Source organism: Floridaenema aerugineum BLCC-F46 (assembly GCF_041929345.1).
GTDB lineage: Bacteria > Cyanobacteriota > Cyanobacteriia > Cyanobacteriales > Aerosakkonemataceae > Floridanema > Floridanema aerugineum.
In genome coordinates this window covers 36204-53391 of record NZ_JBHFNQ010000220.1, presented here as the reverse complement: position 1 = coordinate 53391, position 17188 = coordinate 36204, and the positions used below count along the sequence as shown (strand labels likewise).

General features: G+C 41.4%; 20 protein-coding genes. 11 read left to right on the top strand and 9 right to left on the bottom strand.

Features of this window, described 5'->3' with window-relative positions; genetic code table 11:
- Positions 1-251 precede the first annotated feature (251 nt).
- Positions 252-2291, bottom strand: coding sequence for an amylo-alpha-1,6-glucosidase (locus tag ACE1CC_RS31265; RefSeq protein ID WP_413274340.1), 2040 nt, complete (start codon positions 2289-2291; stop codon positions 252-254).
- Between the two features lie 195 nt (positions 2292-2486).
- Here ACE1CC_RS31265 and ACE1CC_RS31260 point away from each other — a divergent pair, with 195 nt between their 5' ends.
- The 3 genes from ACE1CC_RS31260 to ACE1CC_RS31250 all read left to right on the top strand — a co-directional run bounded on the left by ACE1CC_RS31260 (position 2487) and on the right by ACE1CC_RS31250 (position 4471).
- Complete coding sequence (locus ACE1CC_RS31260; RefSeq protein ID WP_413274339.1) at positions 2487-3098, top strand: peroxiredoxin; 612 nt, start codon at positions 2487-2489, stop codon at positions 3096-3098.
- A gap of 200 nt (positions 3099-3298) precedes the next feature.
- Positions 3299-3832: a peroxiredoxin family protein gene (locus tag ACE1CC_RS31255; RefSeq protein WP_413274338.1), complete on the top strand. Its 534-nt coding sequence runs from the start codon at positions 3299-3301 to the stop codon at positions 3830-3832.
- Positions 3833-3847: 15 nt separating this feature from the next.
- Positions 3848-4471 (top strand): LysE family translocator, encoded by a 624-nt coding sequence (locus tag ACE1CC_RS31250; RefSeq protein WP_413274337.1) that lies wholly within the window; start codon positions 3848-3850, stop codon positions 4469-4471.
- A gap of 76 nt (positions 4472-4547) precedes the next feature.
- Here ACE1CC_RS31250 and ACE1CC_RS31245 read toward each other — a convergent pair whose 3' ends face one another.
- The 3 genes from ACE1CC_RS31245 to ACE1CC_RS31235 form a co-directional block, all read right to left on the bottom strand.
- Complete coding sequence (locus ACE1CC_RS31245) at positions 4548-5591, bottom strand: DnaJ C-terminal domain-containing protein (protein ID WP_413274336.1); 1044 nt, start codon at positions 5589-5591, stop codon at positions 4548-4550.
- 223 nt (positions 5592-5814) lie between these two features.
- Positions 5815-6312 carry an AAA family ATPase gene (locus tag ACE1CC_RS31240; protein WP_413274335.1) on the bottom strand — a complete coding sequence of 166 codons (498 nt, stop codon included), beginning with the start codon at positions 6310-6312 and terminating at the stop codon, positions 5815-5817.
- Between the two features lie 165 nt (positions 6313-6477).
- Positions 6478-7767, bottom strand: coding sequence for a glucose-1-phosphate adenylyltransferase (locus tag ACE1CC_RS31235; RefSeq protein WP_413274334.1), 1290 nt, complete (start codon positions 7765-7767; stop codon positions 6478-6480).
- A 209-nt stretch (positions 7768-7976) separates the two neighbouring features.
- On the opposite strand from ACE1CC_RS31235, the gene ACE1CC_RS31230 reads away from it, so the two are divergent.
- Positions 7977-8660: a Uma2 family endonuclease gene (locus tag ACE1CC_RS31230; protein WP_413274333.1), complete on the top strand. Its 684-nt coding sequence runs from the start codon at positions 7977-7979 to the stop codon at positions 8658-8660.
- 87 nt (positions 8661-8747) lie between these two features.
- Here the strand turns inward: ACE1CC_RS31230 and ACE1CC_RS31225 are convergent, their stop codons facing one another.
- The 5 genes from ACE1CC_RS31225 to ACE1CC_RS31205 form a co-directional block, all read right to left on the bottom strand.
- Positions 8748-8993, bottom strand: a complete 246-nt coding sequence (locus ACE1CC_RS31225; protein ID WP_413274332.1) for a DUF6887 family protein — start codon at positions 8991-8993, stop codon at positions 8748-8750.
- Positions 8977-9174, bottom strand: a complete 198-nt coding sequence (locus ACE1CC_RS31220; protein WP_413274373.1) for a DUF6888 family protein — start codon at positions 9172-9174, stop codon at positions 8977-8979. Before ACE1CC_RS31220 ends, ACE1CC_RS31225 begins: the two co-directional genes overlap by 17 nt.
- A 105-nt stretch (positions 9175-9279) precedes the next feature.
- Complete coding sequence (locus ACE1CC_RS31215; RefSeq protein WP_413274331.1) at positions 9280-9525, bottom strand: DUF6887 family protein; 246 nt, start codon at positions 9523-9525, stop codon at positions 9280-9282.
- Complete coding sequence (locus ACE1CC_RS31210) at positions 9509-9679, bottom strand: DUF6888 family protein (protein WP_413274330.1); 171 nt, start codon at positions 9677-9679, stop codon at positions 9509-9511. The genes ACE1CC_RS31215 and ACE1CC_RS31210 overlap by 17 nt, the downstream gene beginning before the upstream one ends.
- Complete coding sequence (locus tag ACE1CC_RS31205; protein WP_413274329.1) at positions 9679-9822, bottom strand: hypothetical protein; 144 nt, start codon at positions 9820-9822, stop codon at positions 9679-9681. The genes ACE1CC_RS31210 and ACE1CC_RS31205 overlap by 1 nt, the downstream gene beginning before the upstream one ends.
- 400 nt (positions 9823-10222) lie before the next feature.
- On the opposite strand from ACE1CC_RS31205, the gene ACE1CC_RS31200 reads away from it, so the two are divergent.
- The 7 genes from ACE1CC_RS31200 (at position 10223) to ACE1CC_RS31170 (ending at position 17144) form a co-directional block, all read left to right on the top strand.
- On the top strand, positions 10223-10492 hold the full coding sequence (locus ACE1CC_RS31200) for a hypothetical protein (protein ID WP_413274328.1): 270 nt from the start codon (positions 10223-10225) through the stop codon (positions 10490-10492).
- Positions 10489-10917 (top strand): type II toxin-antitoxin system VapC family toxin, encoded by a 429-nt coding sequence (locus ACE1CC_RS31195; RefSeq protein ID WP_413274327.1) that lies wholly within the window; start codon positions 10489-10491, stop codon positions 10915-10917. Before ACE1CC_RS31200 ends, ACE1CC_RS31195 begins: the two co-directional genes overlap by 4 nt.
- A 57-nt stretch (positions 10918-10974) precedes the next feature.
- Positions 10975-14325 carry a CHAT domain-containing protein gene (locus tag ACE1CC_RS31190; RefSeq protein WP_413274326.1) on the top strand — a complete coding sequence of 1117 codons (3351 nt, stop codon included), beginning with the start codon at positions 10975-10977 and terminating at the stop codon, positions 14323-14325.
- 3 nt (positions 14326-14328) lie between these two features.
- The gene (locus ACE1CC_RS31185; protein ID WP_413274325.1) at positions 14329-14694 is read left to right on the top strand and encodes a hypothetical protein; all 366 of its coding nucleotides are present in this window, start codon (positions 14329-14331) and stop codon (positions 14692-14694) included.
- A 17-nt stretch (positions 14695-14711) separates the two neighbouring features.
- Positions 14712-15158 carry a DUF29 family protein gene (locus tag ACE1CC_RS31180; protein WP_413274324.1) on the top strand — a complete coding sequence of 149 codons (447 nt, stop codon included), beginning with the start codon at positions 14712-14714 and terminating at the stop codon, positions 15156-15158.
- Between the two features lie 7 nt (positions 15159-15165).
- Positions 15166-16611: a hypothetical protein gene (locus ACE1CC_RS31175; RefSeq protein ID WP_413274323.1), complete on the top strand. Its 1446-nt coding sequence runs from the start codon at positions 15166-15168 to the stop codon at positions 16609-16611.
- Positions 16612-16718: 107 nt separating this feature from the next.
- The gene (locus ACE1CC_RS31170) at positions 16719-17144 is read left to right on the top strand and encodes a hypothetical protein (protein ID WP_413274322.1); all 426 of its coding nucleotides are present in this window, start codon (positions 16719-16721) and stop codon (positions 17142-17144) included.
- Positions 17145-17188: the final 44 nt, after the last annotated feature.

The window sequence follows — 17188 nt, the reverse complement described above, 5'->3', positions numbered from 1 at the left end:
TTTCAAGTTTTAACAATGGGAAGGCAGGGGCTCTCGGAGATGGGGAGATGGGGACAACTCAAAACTCCCCAAACTAACTCAAAACTCAAAAATCAAAACTTTCCCTCCTCCCCATTTGCTATACTCCGCACGGGCAAAAACTGTTCTTTTTGATTTGTAAGGGCGAAGCATTCCGGTCATAATTTGTTGGTTGAATCCAAAGATATGTGCCGGAATGCTTCGCCCCTACTCTATGACCGTGAACAGTATAATTAATGGGGAAAATAACGGAGAATTTCTGCGACAGACCAAGCTTGGGCAAATGCACCTTGGGGTGTGTGGGGAGGGTCGCCATCAAAGATTTCTGAAACTGAACCTAAACAAGCTTGATTTTGAAAATGGTCTAACATTGGTTGCCAATCAAAAGGTAATGGTTCATGCTCATAAAAGCGTTGCCAAGCATTAATAAAACAGCCAATTAACCAACTCCAAACTGTGCCTTGATGATAGGCGCTATCTCGGTGAATTGAATCTCCAGTATAGGAACCAATATAATCTGGATCGTCTGGTGCGAGACTGCGTAAACCGTAGGGTGTTAAGAGTTTGTCTTTGGCTATTTGTAATACTTGACGGGCTTGTTCTGGGGGAAATCCGCAATGATGTAAAGATAAAGCTAAGACTGCATTGGGGCGAATTTTGGGGTCGGGTTGGTCGTTTGGGGAAATTGTATCGTAGAAGTATTGTTGGTTAGGATTCCAGTATTTTTGCAGGGATTTTTTGACTTGTTCTGCTTGTTGGAAATAGCGATCGCGCTGACTGTGCAATTGCTCAACCTTGGCAGATGGATTAGTTGACAGTTTTTCTGCCCATTTGGTTGCCCAACATAAAGCCGAATACCACAAAGCATTAATTTCTACTGGTTTACCACAACGAGGAGTAATTGGTTTTCCACTAATTACTACATCCATCCAGGTAATCGCTACATTAGGCGCATCCCAAGTTAGTAAACCATCTGTGGCATCAATATGAATATTGAACATTGTCCCAGTAGAGAAAGCTTTATAAATTTGGCGAAAAACGAGATATTGGGTGACTAAAAAATCCCAATCTTCGGTTGCTTCTAAGTAAAGCCCTAATGTTTCAATCCACCACAAAGAAGCATCTATACTGTTATAAAATGGTTCGTTTCCTTGGTCAGGGAATGTGTTAGGGATTAAACCATATTTACAATAGGAACCGAAAGTTTCTAATAAGCCTTTGGCGATTTCAAACTGACCTGTTGTCAGTGCTAAACCGGGTAAGGCAATTAATGTGTCTCGACCCCAATCATTAAACCAAGGATAACCAGCAATTACAGTTGGCCCGGAAATTGAATTGCGATAAACAATAAATTGATCGGCGGCGCGAAGAAGTTGGTTGGGGATTGGGGACTGGAAAGAAGAGGTGGAGGGGTGGGGAGGTAGGGGGGTGGGGGGAGTAGAAGAGGTAGTTGGATTATTTTGCCCCATTTTCCCTAATCGAACCCATCTCCCCATCTCCCCTGCACCCCTGCTCTCCTGCTCCTCCGACCAGCCTAGTTTAGCTTCTAGGGTAAGACGATCGCCTGGTTGCAAGGTAACAGTTAATTCACCGGGACACCAGAGGTCTTCGCGATCGCCTAATCCGCGCAATTTCTCTTCGGGATAGTAATAATTCCAATACCAATAACCGACTATTTGATAAGTTCCTTTACTCCAAGTTAACTGCCAAGGTGTGCCTTGCCAGTCTTGATTAATTGCTTGGAAAAGGACAAGGTTTCCGTTAAGTTTTTGCGAGAATCTTAATTCTGCTGTTGCTGTTTGTTGATGGTGAAAATTGCGATCGGCAATTAACGGTTTTAACCTTAAAATTGCTGTTTCTTTCCCTTGATAAACATATTCAATCAAAGTTCTCTGCTCAAATTGATTGGGTAATAATTCTTCTCCTATTTTGGGAAAGTTATGAGGCATTTCTATTTGTCGAGTTAGTTGCCAATTTTCTTCTCGCCAAACCCAAGTGGGAATCGGTTCAATTGAGAACGATCGCAACAGTCGATAACCCAAAGGGGCAACTTTACCACCTGACCAGAAATTTGTGCCTAATTCCCAAGTTTTCCCGCCAATTTCTAGGGTTGCTTCTAAGTGAGATAGCAGCAACGTGCGTTCACTAGGCGGGTTTAATGCCGCAATTAACCAACCGTGATAAGTGCGGGTACGGGCATCGCACACTGTACCACAAGCAAAACTACCTAGCCCATTGGTCAATAACCATTCTCGCCGATCTAGACTTTCCATTGTTTACTCAAAATCGTTATGAGTATGATATAGTTGTTACAGTTCGTAAATAAACAGTAGTTGCCCCAAGGGTAAGACGAGGCGGGTTTAACGAAAATGTTCGTCAACCGAAAAAACTTCAGGTAAACCCCGTCTTTACTACATTACCTACAAGAAGAGCACAAGTTGAAGCATAATTTGTAAGGAGAAAAGTTCATGCCCCTAAGTTACGCATCAGAAGGATGTCTGCGTGTTGGTCAAACTGCGCCTGACTTTACTGCAACAGCTGTAGTCGATCAAGAATTCAAGACAATCAAGCTGTCAGACTATCGTGGTAAGTATGTAGTGTTGTTCTTCTATCCGTTGGACTTTACTTTTGTTTGCCCAACTGAGATTACAGCATTTAGCGATCGAGAAGAAGAATTCAAATCCATCAACACAGAAATTCTGGGCGTTTCGGTAGACAGCGAATTTTCCCACTTAGCTTGGATTCAGACCGATCGCAAATCTGGTGGTTTAGGCGATCTGACTTATCCTTTAGTTTCCGACATCAAAAAAGACATCAGCGCTGCTTACAACGTCCTCGATCCAGAAGCAGGCGTAGCTTTGCGCGGTCTGTTCATCATCGACAAAGACGGTGTAATTCAACACGCCACCATCAACAACCTGTCTTTTGGTCGCAGCGTTGACGAAACTTTGCGGACTCTCAAGGCAATTCAATACGTCCAAACTCACCCTGATGAAGTTTGTCCCGCTGGTTGGCAACCAGGTGAAAAAACCATGACTCCCGATCCTGTCAAGTCCAAAGTTTACTTTTCCGCTGTTTAATTTAGAGCAAATAGCTTTTTGTCCTGTGAGTCAGAAAAACTAAAACCTCGATTAATTTAAAGATTTTAGCTCTGACGCACAGGACGATTGTGCCAGCTACGTAAGTCCTAAAATTGTTAACCCCAACGCTGCAACTGCAATTGTCAGCTTGTAATGTTGGGGTTATATTAATTTGAAGGTAGTGAGTTTACAATTTAATTATGCTGACTTCGACTGATTTTAGCGGTTTAATAAATGAGCGTTTCTTCCGTAACTTTTTGCCCATTCCAGCGCATAATGAACTACGATTAGGTGTAGTTACTAAAGATTTTGAACTGCTAGATATCACCAATAGTCAGCCAGTAAAATTATCAATTTTTAGAGGTAAACAGCCTGTTATTTTAGATTTCACTCGAATTTTCACCGAAAAACAATACTGTCCGCTGTGCTATCCCCACATTTTGGCAATGAATGAAAATTACGAACTGTTTTCTAGCAAAGGGGTAGAAGTTTTAATGATTACCAGTACAGACAAACAACAAAGTGAAAAAGTTGTTACAGATTTGGGTTTAAAAATGCCGTTATTGAGCGATCCGAGTTGTTGGGTGTTTCGAGAATATCAGGTTGGTCAAGCGTTAGGTGCGCCTTTGCCAGCGCAATTTGTGTTAGATAAGCAAGGTAAGTTGGTTTACAAACATCTGTTTTCTTTTTTATCGCCTAATGCTTCAGTTGAGCAATTATTAGCAGCAATTTAAACAATTGGTACGGTTATGCAAACCAGTATGACATTAAGCAGCATTGTGGCACTATTCGGTGGGATGGTGGTTCTGGCTGCTATTCCCAGTGTGAGTGTTCTGGCTGTCTCGACAAGATCGGCTACATCTGGGTTTATTCATGGTGTTTTCACCACTCTCGGAATAGTACTGGGTGACATAATTTTCATAATCATAGCTATTTTGGGTTTGTCGTTTCTTGCGGAAACGATGGGTAGCTTCTTTGTACTCATAAAATACCTGGGTGGCGTGTATCTTATATTATTGGGAATCGCGCTATTTAAGTCAAAAGCAAAGAATATGGAGACAGAGGAGGTGGTTAAATCCTCTTTGCTGTCGAGTTTTTTGACTGGGTTGTTTATTACATTGGGCGATCAAAAGGCGACGTTATTTTATTTAGGCTTTTTTCCGGCTTTTGTCGATCTTTCTCAGGTTTCTTGGTTTGATACTGGTATTATTATTGCGATCGCCACTCTAGCCGTAGGCGGTGTAAAACTTGTTTATGCTTTCATGGCGAATAGAGCTAGATTGCTGATTAGTGGCAAAATAACCAAATTATTAAACATTATTGCTGGCTGTGTCATGATTGCTGTTGGAGTATTTTTAATCATAAAAACCTAATCCGGGTTCGTTGTGAGGACTTTAGTCCTTTTAGGTGAGAATATACGACTAAAGTCGCTACTACGAACTTACTTAATTACAATTTGATTTGTTTGAGGTTATTGCGGGGATTGAAAGTGCGATCGGCCCGAATTTTTTCATAATATTCCCGTTCAGTTTGACTAAGTTCCTTGGGTGGAACTATGGAGATTTTCACCATTAAATCGCTGCGTCCACCTTTAGGATTAGGCCAACCTTTTCCCTTGAGTCGCAGGGATTGACCGGAACGGATACCAGCGGGAACATTAACTGTAACCGAACCATCTGGAGTCGGTACTTCTATTTGTGCTCCTAAAACAGCTTCATCGGGAGTAATGGGCACTTCACAAACTAAATTATCGCCATCAAATTGGAAGAAATTGTGCGGTTGCAGTTCTACATTCAGGTACAAATCACCACGTTGTTGATTTAAAGAATTGAAAGAACCTTTACCTTTCAAACGAATTCGAGTGCCTTTTTTAGCACCTGCGGGAATTCGCGCATCTACTACTTCTGTACCTAAATCTAAACGCTTTTGTACGCCGTGAAATGCTTCGGAAAAAGTGAGACTGAGGTTAGCTTCTCTATCAGCAGCGCCTGCATTTGATGTTTGATTATCAAAGCCATCAAAGCCGCTAAAACCGCCGCCACCAAAGCCACTTGGCCCACCTGGGCTGGTGCGATAGCCGTAACCGCGATTAGTGGAACGTCTAGCACCAGTACCTGTTCCTGTTCCTGTTCCTGTGTTGTAGCGACCTAATAATTCGTTAATGAATTCGTCAAAACTACCGTACTGACTGAAGTCAAAGCCGTTAAAATCGACTCCGGGTGCGCCTGCGCCACCAGCACCAGACCATGCTTGGTCAGCTTGTTTCCAGTATTGACCGAATTGGTCGTATTTTTTGCGTTTATCGGGGTCGGAAAGGACTTCGTAGGCTTCGGTAACTTCTTTGAAACTGGCTTCGGCTTGTTTGTTGCCAGGGTTCATGTCTGGGTGATATTTACGTGCTAGGCGACGATAAACTTTTTTGATTTCGTCGGCGCTAGCGGTTTTAGTCACTCCCAGGACGGCATAATAGTCTTTAAAGTCAGTAGTAGCCATTTAGTTTGTCTCCTATAAAGTAAATATTAGTGGTAATTTTGTCTTGATTTATTATGTGCTGAAGATGATTTTTTGCGGGAGAGTTTTTTAATTTTAGACTTTCCGGTTAAGTATTGTTCGAGCATTCAGTGATAATAAAAAATGGTCAGGAATAGGTGTATACATCGACTCATTTTCATTGTGCATTTAAATAGATTATGACTGCAAGTTCGGTTTGGTACGGTTATTCCACAATTATGAACTCGTCGAGATGGTAGCGAATTAGGCGATCGAATCCATCGACCAAAGCTGGGGGCGCATCGCGTAGTTGACGAGACATTCGGAAAATGACTTCTTCGGGGACTCGACGCTGACGACGACGGTTACGGGAAAGGCAAAGCCAAATGGGGGTATCGAACCATAATCCGGTAATCTGAGTAAAGCCTGTTTCGCGACAAAGGGCGATCGCTTCTTTGCGTTGGCGACGGGCGGCATTGGTAGCATCGTAAATGGCAAGGGTGGCTTGTCCTTGGGCAATGGCTCTTGCGGCTTGTTGCAGCTGTCGTTCTAACTCTCGCCAAACGAGTAACCAAGGGCCCTGGATAGCTTCATCTCCAAACAGTTGACCCCGAATAGTGTCTGTTGAAATTAACAAACTTTGGGGTGTTTCCGCGATTAGCTTTTGGGCTAGGGTGGATTTACCGCTACCAGGAAGCCCGATCAAAAGAATTAGTTTAGTCATTGGTCAATTGTCAATTGTCATTGGTTATTTGTCATTAGACCTCTCCAAAAAAGAATATATAAGGCAGGCAGGATGCCTACCCCACAAGAGTTATTGGAGAGGTCTAAATGTTTAACCTCTTCACCAATGACCAATGACCAATGACCAATGACCAATGACTAATCACTAAATGATTGTGCCATCGGGAATAACGGCATTTTTCAAGACAACGACGATGCCGCTACGGATGTAGAATCCGAGGTTTTCGCGTTCGGCTTCTTGTACATTATCTTTGTTAATAATTTGAACATCACAACCGATGCGGGCATTTTTGTCAACGATCGCACGCCGAATTGTCGTATTTGCACCAATGCCTAATGGGACTTCACGGTGATCGCAACTAGTTGACCTTTCGCTAAAGGGTTGATAGAAGTCTGCCCCCATCAATAGGGAGTCTTCTACTAAACAACCTGCTTCTACACGGCTTCGCACTCCCAACACTGAATGATTGATCCGGCAATTTTTAATAATGCAGCCTTCTCCAATCATTGATTCTGTCACTTGGCAATCTAATAATTTTGTTGGTGGTAAGTAACGGGCGCGAGTGTAAATGGGGGCAGTTTCATCGTAGAAGCTAAAGGGCGGACGGGGTTGCCTTGTCAAAGCTAAATTAGCATCGTAGAAGGCTTCAATTGTTCCAATATCTTCCCAGTAACCGTCAAATAGGTAGGCTTGAATGTTGTGGTTTTTCGACGATGCGGGGATGATTTCTTTACCGAAGTCTGTACTATCCGGGTATGAGTTGAGCAGATCCAACAGGACATCTTTTTTGAAGACATAAATGCCCATAGAAGCAATGTAAGGCATTTTCTGGGCTTCTTCTCCTGTCAGTCCCAAAATGGTGGTGTCTACCTGCATTTGTTTGAGGGCTTCACCTTTGGGTTTTTCGCTAAAGTCAACTACCCTACCGTTATCGTTAATTTTCATTAACCCGAAGTCCGAGGCGCGTTTCTCGTCCATCGGCACAACGGAGATGGTGATATCGGCGTTGGTTTCTCGGTGACGTTGCACGAACAAACGATAGTCCATCCGGTAGAGGTGATCTCCCGAAAGGATTAAATATTCATCAATGTCCCACTCTTTGAACAGCCACATATATTGGCGAACTGCGTCAGCAGTACCTTGGAACCAGTTGGGGTTTTCGGGTGTTTGCTGGGCAGCTAGTACTTCCACAAACCCATCAGTGAAGCCAGCAAAGTTGTATGCGCGGGCAATATGACGGTTGAGTGATGCAGAGTTAAATTGAGTCAGGACGTAAATTTTGTAAAGTTCTGAGTTGATGCAGTTACTCACGGGAATATCAATCAGGCGATATTTCCCTGCTAAGGGTACTGCTGGCTTGGCGCGTAGTTTGGTTAGGGGGTAAAGGCGAGTACCTGCGCCACCACCGAGAATGATCGATAAAACTCTTTTCACAAAAAAACCTCTCACTGCCGAACGTTCCCAAGTCCAGTGTCCGACTGTGGGGAACAGTTGGCAAGAGGGAAAAGGAGGAACTGTCGATTTTTTGGTTCTACCCACAGGCGGAAAGGGGGCAGGGGGGCAGAAATATGTTCTATTTTAGTGATTGATATGTCGATCGCAATATTTATCGCACTTTTGCCAAAGATTAATTTGAGGTAATTATGTTGAAGTACAATCGGTTAGATTGCTTGCCATCTTCGGAAGAGTTACCCAGTTCGGATGATACGCCTGTGGATAATGAATTGCAAGTTTTGATTCCCAGTTTGTTGTCTGCGGTTTTGGCTTTGATTTGGCAAAATCGCGAGGATTGGTTTTTTGGGATTAATATGGGAGTTTATTATGATTTGGCTAAACCTGCGATCGTCCCTGATGGTTTTTTAAGTTTGGGGGTAGAACGTTTCGTTGGGGAACAGGGAAGGTTGTGCTATGTGCTTTGGGATGAAGATGGTGTAGTTCCTTCTTTGGTATTGGAAATTGTTTCTAAAACTTACAATGCTGAATACGAACAGAAAAAATTTGATTATGCCCAAATGGGTGTTTTGTATTACATTGTTTATGCGCCAACCCGCCAACGTCGCCGTCGTCAACGTTTAGAAGTTCACCGCTTAGTTAATGGTGAATATGTTTTACAATCTGGCGATATAATTTGGATGCCGGAAATTGGTTTGGGAATTGGTAGGGAAAGGGGAACTTATCAAGCTTTTACGCGGGAGTGGTTGTATTGGTATGACGAGAATGGGAATAGATATAAAACGCCGGAAGAAATAGCCAGAGAAAGTCAACAACAACTTCAGGATCTTTTAGCTAAGTTAGAGGAGAGGGGAATCGATCCGAATACGTTGTAAAGAGGTAGTTGTGGAGATGGCGATCGCACAATGAGTAAAACTGTGGGATTATTAGTGCGATGCGTAGCATTATCGCACTTTTTCTCTTCAACTATGACTATCTTTTTTCCTATTATTTTCTGCCTCCACTCGCTGACGAATTGCTTCTTCTGCTATGCGAATATTTTCTTCAATTGGCAAACCTTCTTCGGTAAACATACATGGGTAAATTGTTGCTTCTGAGTCGGGAGTGCGGCGACTAACTAGCGTATCTAAAGCTTCCAAATCGTCTCGATGTGCGAGAAGATATGCTCTTAGATCTTTTGTGGACATTTCTTTAAAGTTCGGTTTCATTTATAAACCTCCAATTGCCATCGCCAAATACAAGAATTTGCAGTTCTTCGCCTGCCATAATAAATACATATCCTTTTTCTGGTTCTGGGTTAAACCGAAAGATTTGGATATCTCGCTGTAAGTTAGAAAATGACTGGCAAAGGATTAAGCACATCAGTGCTTGTTTGGTTGTTGGGTAGATGGTTGTTTCCTCAATTGTGGCATAGAATTTAGACTACTACAAATTAGGTACGATCGCACAACTTAAAACATACCAAAAATTAGGCAGGTTTGCACTTTTTTCTCCTCAACTATGACTATCTTTCTTCCGATTATTTTCTGCTTCCACTCGCTGCCGAATTGCTTCTTTTCCTATGCGGATATTTTCTTCAATTGGCAAACCTTCTTCCGTAAACATACATGGGTAAATTGTTGCTTCTGAGTCAGGAGTGCGGCGACTAAACAAAGCATGAATTGCTTCATTATCATTGCGATGTGCGAGAATATATGCTTTTAGTTCTGCTTTACTCATATTTTCAAAGTTGGGTTTCATCTAAAAACCTCCAAGCTCCATTTTGGGGTACGATAATTTCAATCTCATCATTTGCGCCTGCCAAAATATATACTTCTCCTATTTCTACATTAAACCGAAATAGGTGGATATCTTGGTGCAAGTCGGATAATGATTGGCAAAGTATGAAGCACATCAGTGCTTGTCTGGTTGTTGGGTAAATAGCTGTTTCCTCAATTGTGGCATAGAATTTAGACTACTACAAATTAGGTACGATCGCACAACTGAAAACCTACCAAAAATTAGGTGCGATCGCGTAGCGATGCGTAGCATTATCATACTTTTTTATCCTCAATTATGACTATCTTTATTCCTATTATTTTCTGCTTCGGGGCGGGGGGGATGACCACCCCCCACAAAAAAATTAAAATTTTTTGGGGGGGGATACATCCCCCCAATTTTTTTAATTATTTTTATTCTTATTTTTTTTTGCTTGGGGGGGGGCTGGTTGCCCACCCAAAATTAATTTTGTAATTTTTGGGGGGGGGGATTCCTGCCCGCCTTTGTTTTACTTTATTTAGATCTACCTACTTACCAGACTCTCCTGTGCCAGCAGAGATCGTGTAAAATGTATTACGTATGTATTTTGTTCGATCGGGTATAGGCATCTTCTTATGAAAAAGACTGAGTATGAGTTTGCGGAAATTTGGTAGAACATAGACATTAATCGGAGGTTTTCATGCTGAGTATAGAAGTGGATCAAGAAACAGAAGCGTATTTAGTGGAAATTTTGGGAAGGGAAAAAACTACTAGCGATGAATTGATTAAACGCTTGGTTAAAGAACGTTGGTTGAGTTTGCAACCGCGCCAAACTATTGTCGAAAGATTGGGCGGACATCCCGAACATCTGTTAGAAGATGCGCCACCTGATTTATCAGAACGGGCAAATCGAAAAAAGGCAATTGCTAATTATTTACAGAAAAAATATCCTCAATTCGATCGGCAATGACTTATCATCCCGTAATTATTGTAGATAGCGGGATTCTAGTAGCTTACTACAGTGTAAAAGATCGCTATCATCAACAGGTGCGAGTCTTCTTTGAGAGATGTACAAGTAACCTAGTAACTACCACTGCTTGCGTTACTGAAGTGGTATGGCTTTTAAGTCCTAATTGGCGAATCCAAAATCGGTTTTTACAGGGAGTTGCCAGGGGAGTTTTTGAACCTATTCCATTGCTTTCTGAAGATTTTTCGCGGATTGCTGAACTTAATCAACAGTATGCAGATTTGCCGGGTGATTTTGCTGATTTGTCTCTAATTGCTATTTCTGAACGGCTGAATATTCCGGCTATTGCTACTTTGGATAGTGATTTTGATGTTTATCGACGTTATCGAAAGCAAGCTTTTGAACGGGTGTTTAGACCTGAAGATTGAAGCTGTTTTTATTTATCGTAAAACTGACATATATAAGGATATTGAAGGTGACAACTAATGGATGAAAATCGTATTCAAAATTATCTCAATTTGATTCAACAACTGCTGAGTTGTCCTAACGGTGAGGAACGGCAGATTTTACAGGATAATTCGGAATTGGTAGATTTGGGGTTTGTGCAAGTTTGCGAGGCAGTATCGGGACAGTTGGTAGAGTCAGGAAATCAAAATGAAGCAGATTTTTTGCGAAATCTTGCTAGTCAGTTAGGGGAATTATTGGGGATGAATGATGAGGAAGATGGCGATAATTCTGAAGATGAAAATCCCCGAAAGTATGTAGAGTTTATTCGAGAATTATGGCAGGCAGAAGCAAGCAATAGCGGTGTGGCGGTAGTTTACCCGATTCTAGACAGAGGAAATAATCTCCTCAATGACCGTTTTGCGGAAATTTTACAGCAAGTGGCTGCGAATTTTATTGCCGAACATCCAGAAGCAACTAGAGGGATTGTTGGCTTTATTGAAAATTTGAGTATTCATATTAGTGACTTTCCGCGTGGTAACAGAGCGAATAATATTGAAATTGCGATCGCTGGTTATCAAATAGTTTTAAGCTATTGGGAACTGGAAAGTGAAGACTGGGCGGGAACGCAAAATAATCTGGCAACTGCCTACTTATACAGAATCATCGGAGAGAGGGCAGAAAATCTCGAACGTGCGATCGAATATTACGCTGCCGCCCTCACCGTTCGCACCCGCGATGCTTTTCCCCAAGATTGGGCAATGGCGCAACATAATCTGGCAACTGCCTACTTATACAGAACCAGGGGAGAGAGGGCAGAAAATCTCGAACAAGCGATCGAATATTACACCGCCGCCCTCACCGTTCTCACCCGCGATGCTTTTCCCGAAAATTGGGCAGGTACGCAAAATAATCTGGCAAATGCCTACAGTGTCAGAATCAGGGGAGAGAGGGCAGAAAATCTGGAACGTGCGATCGCATCATACACCGCCGCCCTCACCGTTTACACCCGCGAAGCTTTTCCCAAAAATTGGGCAATGACGCAAAATAATCTGGCAACTGCCTACTTATACAGAATCAGGGGAGAGAGGGCAGAGAATCTCGAACAAGCGATCGAATATTGCACCGCCGCCCTCACCGTTCGCACCCGCGATGCTTTTCCCGAATATTGGGCAGGTACGCAAAATAATCTGGGACTTGCCTACTCAGACAGAATTAGGGGAGACAGGGCAGAGAATATCGAACAAGCGATCAAATTTTACACTGCCGCCCTCGAAGTTTACACTCGCGAAGCTTTTCCTCAAGATTGGGCAACGACGCAAAATAATCTGGGAAATGCTTACCTTGACAGAATCAGGGGAGAGAGGGCAGAGAATATCGAAAGTGCGATCGCATCATACACCGCCGCCCTCACCATTCGCACCCGCGAAGCTTTTCCCGAATATTGGGCAGATACGCAAAATAATCTGGGACTTGCCTACTATTCCAGAATCAGGGGAGAGAGGGCAGAGAATATCGAGAGGGCGATCGAATATTATGAAAATGCTTTAACTATTAGAACTCGTGAGGCTTTCCCGCAAAATTATACAGAAACTTTATTTAATTTAGGTAATCTTTATCAAAGCAACCAGCAATGGCAACTTGCTTATGATACATTTTCCCCAGCGATTGAGACAGTGGAATTTTTACGAGGTGAAATTCAATCTGGGGATGAAAGCAAACAGAAATTAGCCGAAGAATGGAATAAACTCTATCTGCGTATGGTAGAAGTTTGCATCCAAATGGAACGCTACACCGAAGCAGTGGAATATGCCGAACGTTCCAAAGCGCAAAACTTAATCGAGTTGTTATCGGTGAAAGATTTGTATCCCAAAGGAGAAATCCCCCCGCAAGTGCGCCAAGAGTTGCAACAGTTAAGACTGAGAATTGCCCAAGAAAATCAACGGTTAAAACAAGCTGAATCAAAAAATTACGACTTAATCAACCAACTACGCCAAGATTTAGCCGCAAAATATCCCTATACCCCCCTGAATTTTGGTGAAATTAAGCAGTTAACCGATGAAAAAACAGCAATTATAGAATGGTACATTTTGGGCAGTAGCTTTTGTGTTTTCATCATCACGAAAGATCCCCCCCAACCCCCCTTAATAAGGGGGGAGCAAGAGGACTCAGAATTACTCTTAAAAATGGGAGATAATGAATTAGAACTTGCACAGTCATCTCTCAATGAAGAACAGCAAACCTCAGAACCCCCCTTGTTAAGGGGGGCAGGGGGGATCGCAGTTTGGCAATCATCACCACAAGATTTACAAAGACTGGCAAAATGGGCTGTTACCTATTTAACCAAATATTACGAAGACAGCAACAAATGGCGCGAACAGTTAGCTCAAGGTTTACGCATTTTAGCGAAAATTCTCCACATTGATGAAATACTCAAATCAATCCCCAAAACCTGCGATAAACTAATCCTGATTCCCCACCGCTACCTACACCTTTTCCCAATTCACGCTTTACCTGTCAGCAGGGAAAATTGGCAACGCTTTCACCCCAATCACCCAAATTGTCCCCCAAATCCCTATCTGATTGACTGCTTCGATGATGGAGTTCGGTATACTCCTAGTTGTCAACTACTCCACAAAGTCCAACAACAACCAGAGCGATTATTCGATAGCTTACTAGCTATTCAAACTCCTACTAAAGACTTGTATGACAAAGATTATGGAGTTGTTGAGGCAATCAAACAACAATTTAAGACTCCGGTAGTTATCAAAAAAAATCAAGCGAAAAAATCAGCCCTCCTAAAACTAAATGAATCGGGAAAAACAGATGCAAATCCCCAACTGCAAACAACCAACAGTTTATTTTTCTACTGTCATGGTTACTTCGATCCTACTTTACCCTTAAATTCCTACTTACAGTTAGCCGATGACAATCTCACCCTCGCTGATATTATCGCTCACTTTGACCTAAGAAATTGCCGACTTGTCACCATGTCCGCCTGCGAAACAGGTTTTACCGACTTCACCAATAATAGTGACGAATACATCGGTTTACCCAGTGGTTTCATGTTAGCAGGAAGTCATAATATTATTGGTAGTTTATGGAAAGTAATCGACCTCCCAACTTCCCTACTAATGACAAAATTCCACGAAGAACTTCAACAATCTAATAACATCGCTCTCGCCCTCAACAAGTCACAGAAATGGCTCCGAGATGTTACAATCAAAGGACTGCGAGATTGGCTCCCCAACTCTCAACTAGAAGATGTTTGGAAAGACGAACTAGCAGCCACTCTCAAAGAATGGGAAAATAATCCTATTGGCGTTAATTATCAGCCACTCAATTCGCCTTTTTATTGGTCAGCTTTTTGTGCCATTGGCAAAGGATTTTAAATTATGCCTTATCAAAAAAGAGTTAATTGTTTTATCGAAGTTATAAAAACTCAACCCGATCTTTTTACGGCGACAGACTGGATTGAGTTAGCAGAAATAGTCAATCAACTGTCAGAAGATAGTGCAGAAATTTGGCAAGCAATCTCCCATTGGATCGAAACTCATCCTGAGATTAAAGCAACCTATAAAACCAAATTAGAGACTACATCAACTCCCGCAACATCCCTGGATAAACATCTCGGTCCTGGTGGTTCCCAACCCAAAGAAAGTCCAGATCAACCCACTGGCGATCCTGCACTCCTAGAAAAATTGAAAAACGAAATTCATCTACACAAACCCCTCGATCTACCGAAACAATCACCCTCCTAATTTCCCTTTTTTAACCAATGGAAGAAATCTTAGAACTGAAACAGCTTTTACTCCAAGGCGATATCAAAGGCGCTCTAGTTATTGCCGAAGAAATTGCAGAAATGAGCAAAAAAGATATTATTAATAACATTTACAGTTTTGCGGTAGTTCTGCTATTGCACCTAATCAAACAAAAGGTAGAAAATCGGACAACTCGCTCTTGGGATACTTCAATTAGAAACTCAGTTAGAAACATCAGACGACTTAATAAACGTCTCAAATCTAATGGATTCTATCTGAATTTGGAAGAATTACAAGAAACTCTCGTAGAAGCCTATTCTGCTGCTCTTGATGATGCTGCTTTAGAAGTTTGTGAAGGAATTTATGAAGTGCGGGAATTAAAAACAATGGTCAAAGAAGATGAGATTATAGCTAGTGCTTTAGCTTTGATTACTTTTACTGAATCTACTGAAAACTCTCAATAAATTAGCTATGAAAAATGGTACAATTAGTCTTTACACTTTTCACCTCGCTCGTACTTTCAACGATCCACTCGATCGAGTTAGTGAAGAGAAAGCTAAAATTTTTGGGGAAGAACTCCAAACCAGATTAACTCAACAAATTAGCCTAAACAATGAACTAATAACTCGACTACTTCACGATACCTATTTTACCGATTTAACTTTCTCTTCACCAGACAAAATAGATTTGATACCGGACGAAATCGATCGATTTAATCCCAGTCAATTTTTACCTCAAAATATTCAAAATATTAATGCTGCGATCGGTGAAACTACTTCGATCGGTCAAACCATCTTTATTTATGTCAAAGTTGCCTATAAAATGGAGGCTAACCAAGCTTTAGCAGATAGTTATGTGAGAAATTTCTTAAAAGACACCCCATATAAAAATGACAAAATCACAGCATCTAATGAGAGCAATTTGTTAGGCATTCCTCTATTTGAATATTTTTGTCAGACTACTGCGATTTCAAATACCCAAGAGCCAGTCTGTCATATTCTAGTTTTGCTAAATTATCACGATCGAAATGGTCTAAAAAAATTAGGAGATTGCTATCAAGATATAGTTGAACTACTCTGTAGCTACCACAAAGTAAAATTTGTTTATCAACAAGCCCAACTTAGCTATCAAGCTGCTCTGAAAGTTTCTCAGGAAATAGAAAAGGAAATCGACAACTTTGTACTTTATGTTGCAGATAAAAATAAGAGCTTAAATAACCTTAGTGAAATGCTAGAAAAATTGCCATTGTTAGCCTTGAAGCATTCTAATTACTGCGGGGAATTAGAATTTTCTCTTACTACTATTGAAATCAATCACCAAATTTATAAAAACTACCTCCAAAAACTATTAAGTGAAGGTTCTCAACTAGATTCATGGCAAAAATTTAGCGACCATACAAGAGACATTTTTATCAAACAAATCCAGTTTTGGCTCAACTACATGAGTCCCCGTAAAGAACTAGGACAACAACTTACTGCATCCATCCAAGGTATAGTAGAAATCGAACAGGTAAAAAGCGATCGCGCTTTAGAACTTGCAGAAAAAGAACGCGATCGCCAACTACAACAAACGTTACAAGAGAATGAAAGAAAAGAAAAAGAAAAAGAACGCAACCTACAAACTACAATAGCAGTCGTCGCTGTCGGAATAGGATTTGCTGGAGTTGCTGCAACTGCGTCACCCTATTTAATTAAACAAGTTCCAGACCAAAAACTTACCCTAATTCCGGTTCACTTCCAACCATCTTTCGGTTTAAATCCACCACATAATTTAACACTTTCGGTGCTATTTAGCTTAGGCGCTGGTATAGTGGGAGTTGCGATCGCAGCCAGAACAATGCGATATATTCAGAAACATCAAAAAAGTCCAATTGCTCGGATTGTTAATTTCATTTTAGGCAATTCCCAGGCGCAATAAACTAGCCTGTAGGGTGCGTCAGATCGGAAAATTTGGGAGTAAATTACTAATTTTATTAGTCTGACGCACCCTACTTTATATCACTAAAGTTACTTATGGAGTTAACGATGACTGAATCAAAGATTAATTCTCGAAAGACTGAAATCACAAGGAATTACATTAGTCATCTATTAGAACAGTTAACGGTGGATTATCAAAACACTAAGCCAGAACGAAAACAAATTGCTGACCGATTTCCTGTTTCAGAAGAAGAATTTAGCGTTTGGGAAGAAATTGAATTATTAACGGTAGATATTCGAGGTTATGCTAGTCAAATTCAAGCGCGAGGCTGGATAGAGAAAGAACAGGAAGCAATTAATAGATTGCAAAATATAGGGGTTTTTGATGTACCTGCGATCGCAGAATTTTATTTTACAACCAAGGTTGATTACCAACAAATTAAAGCTTATCTTCGGATGTTGGATTACTTGCGGTTAGTGATGATTGAATATTTGCGATCGCGTAGCGTGCCGTTAGGCGGATCGCGCTGTTAAAATAGCTTATGCAAAGATTGATATCTGGCTATTTATCCCGATAG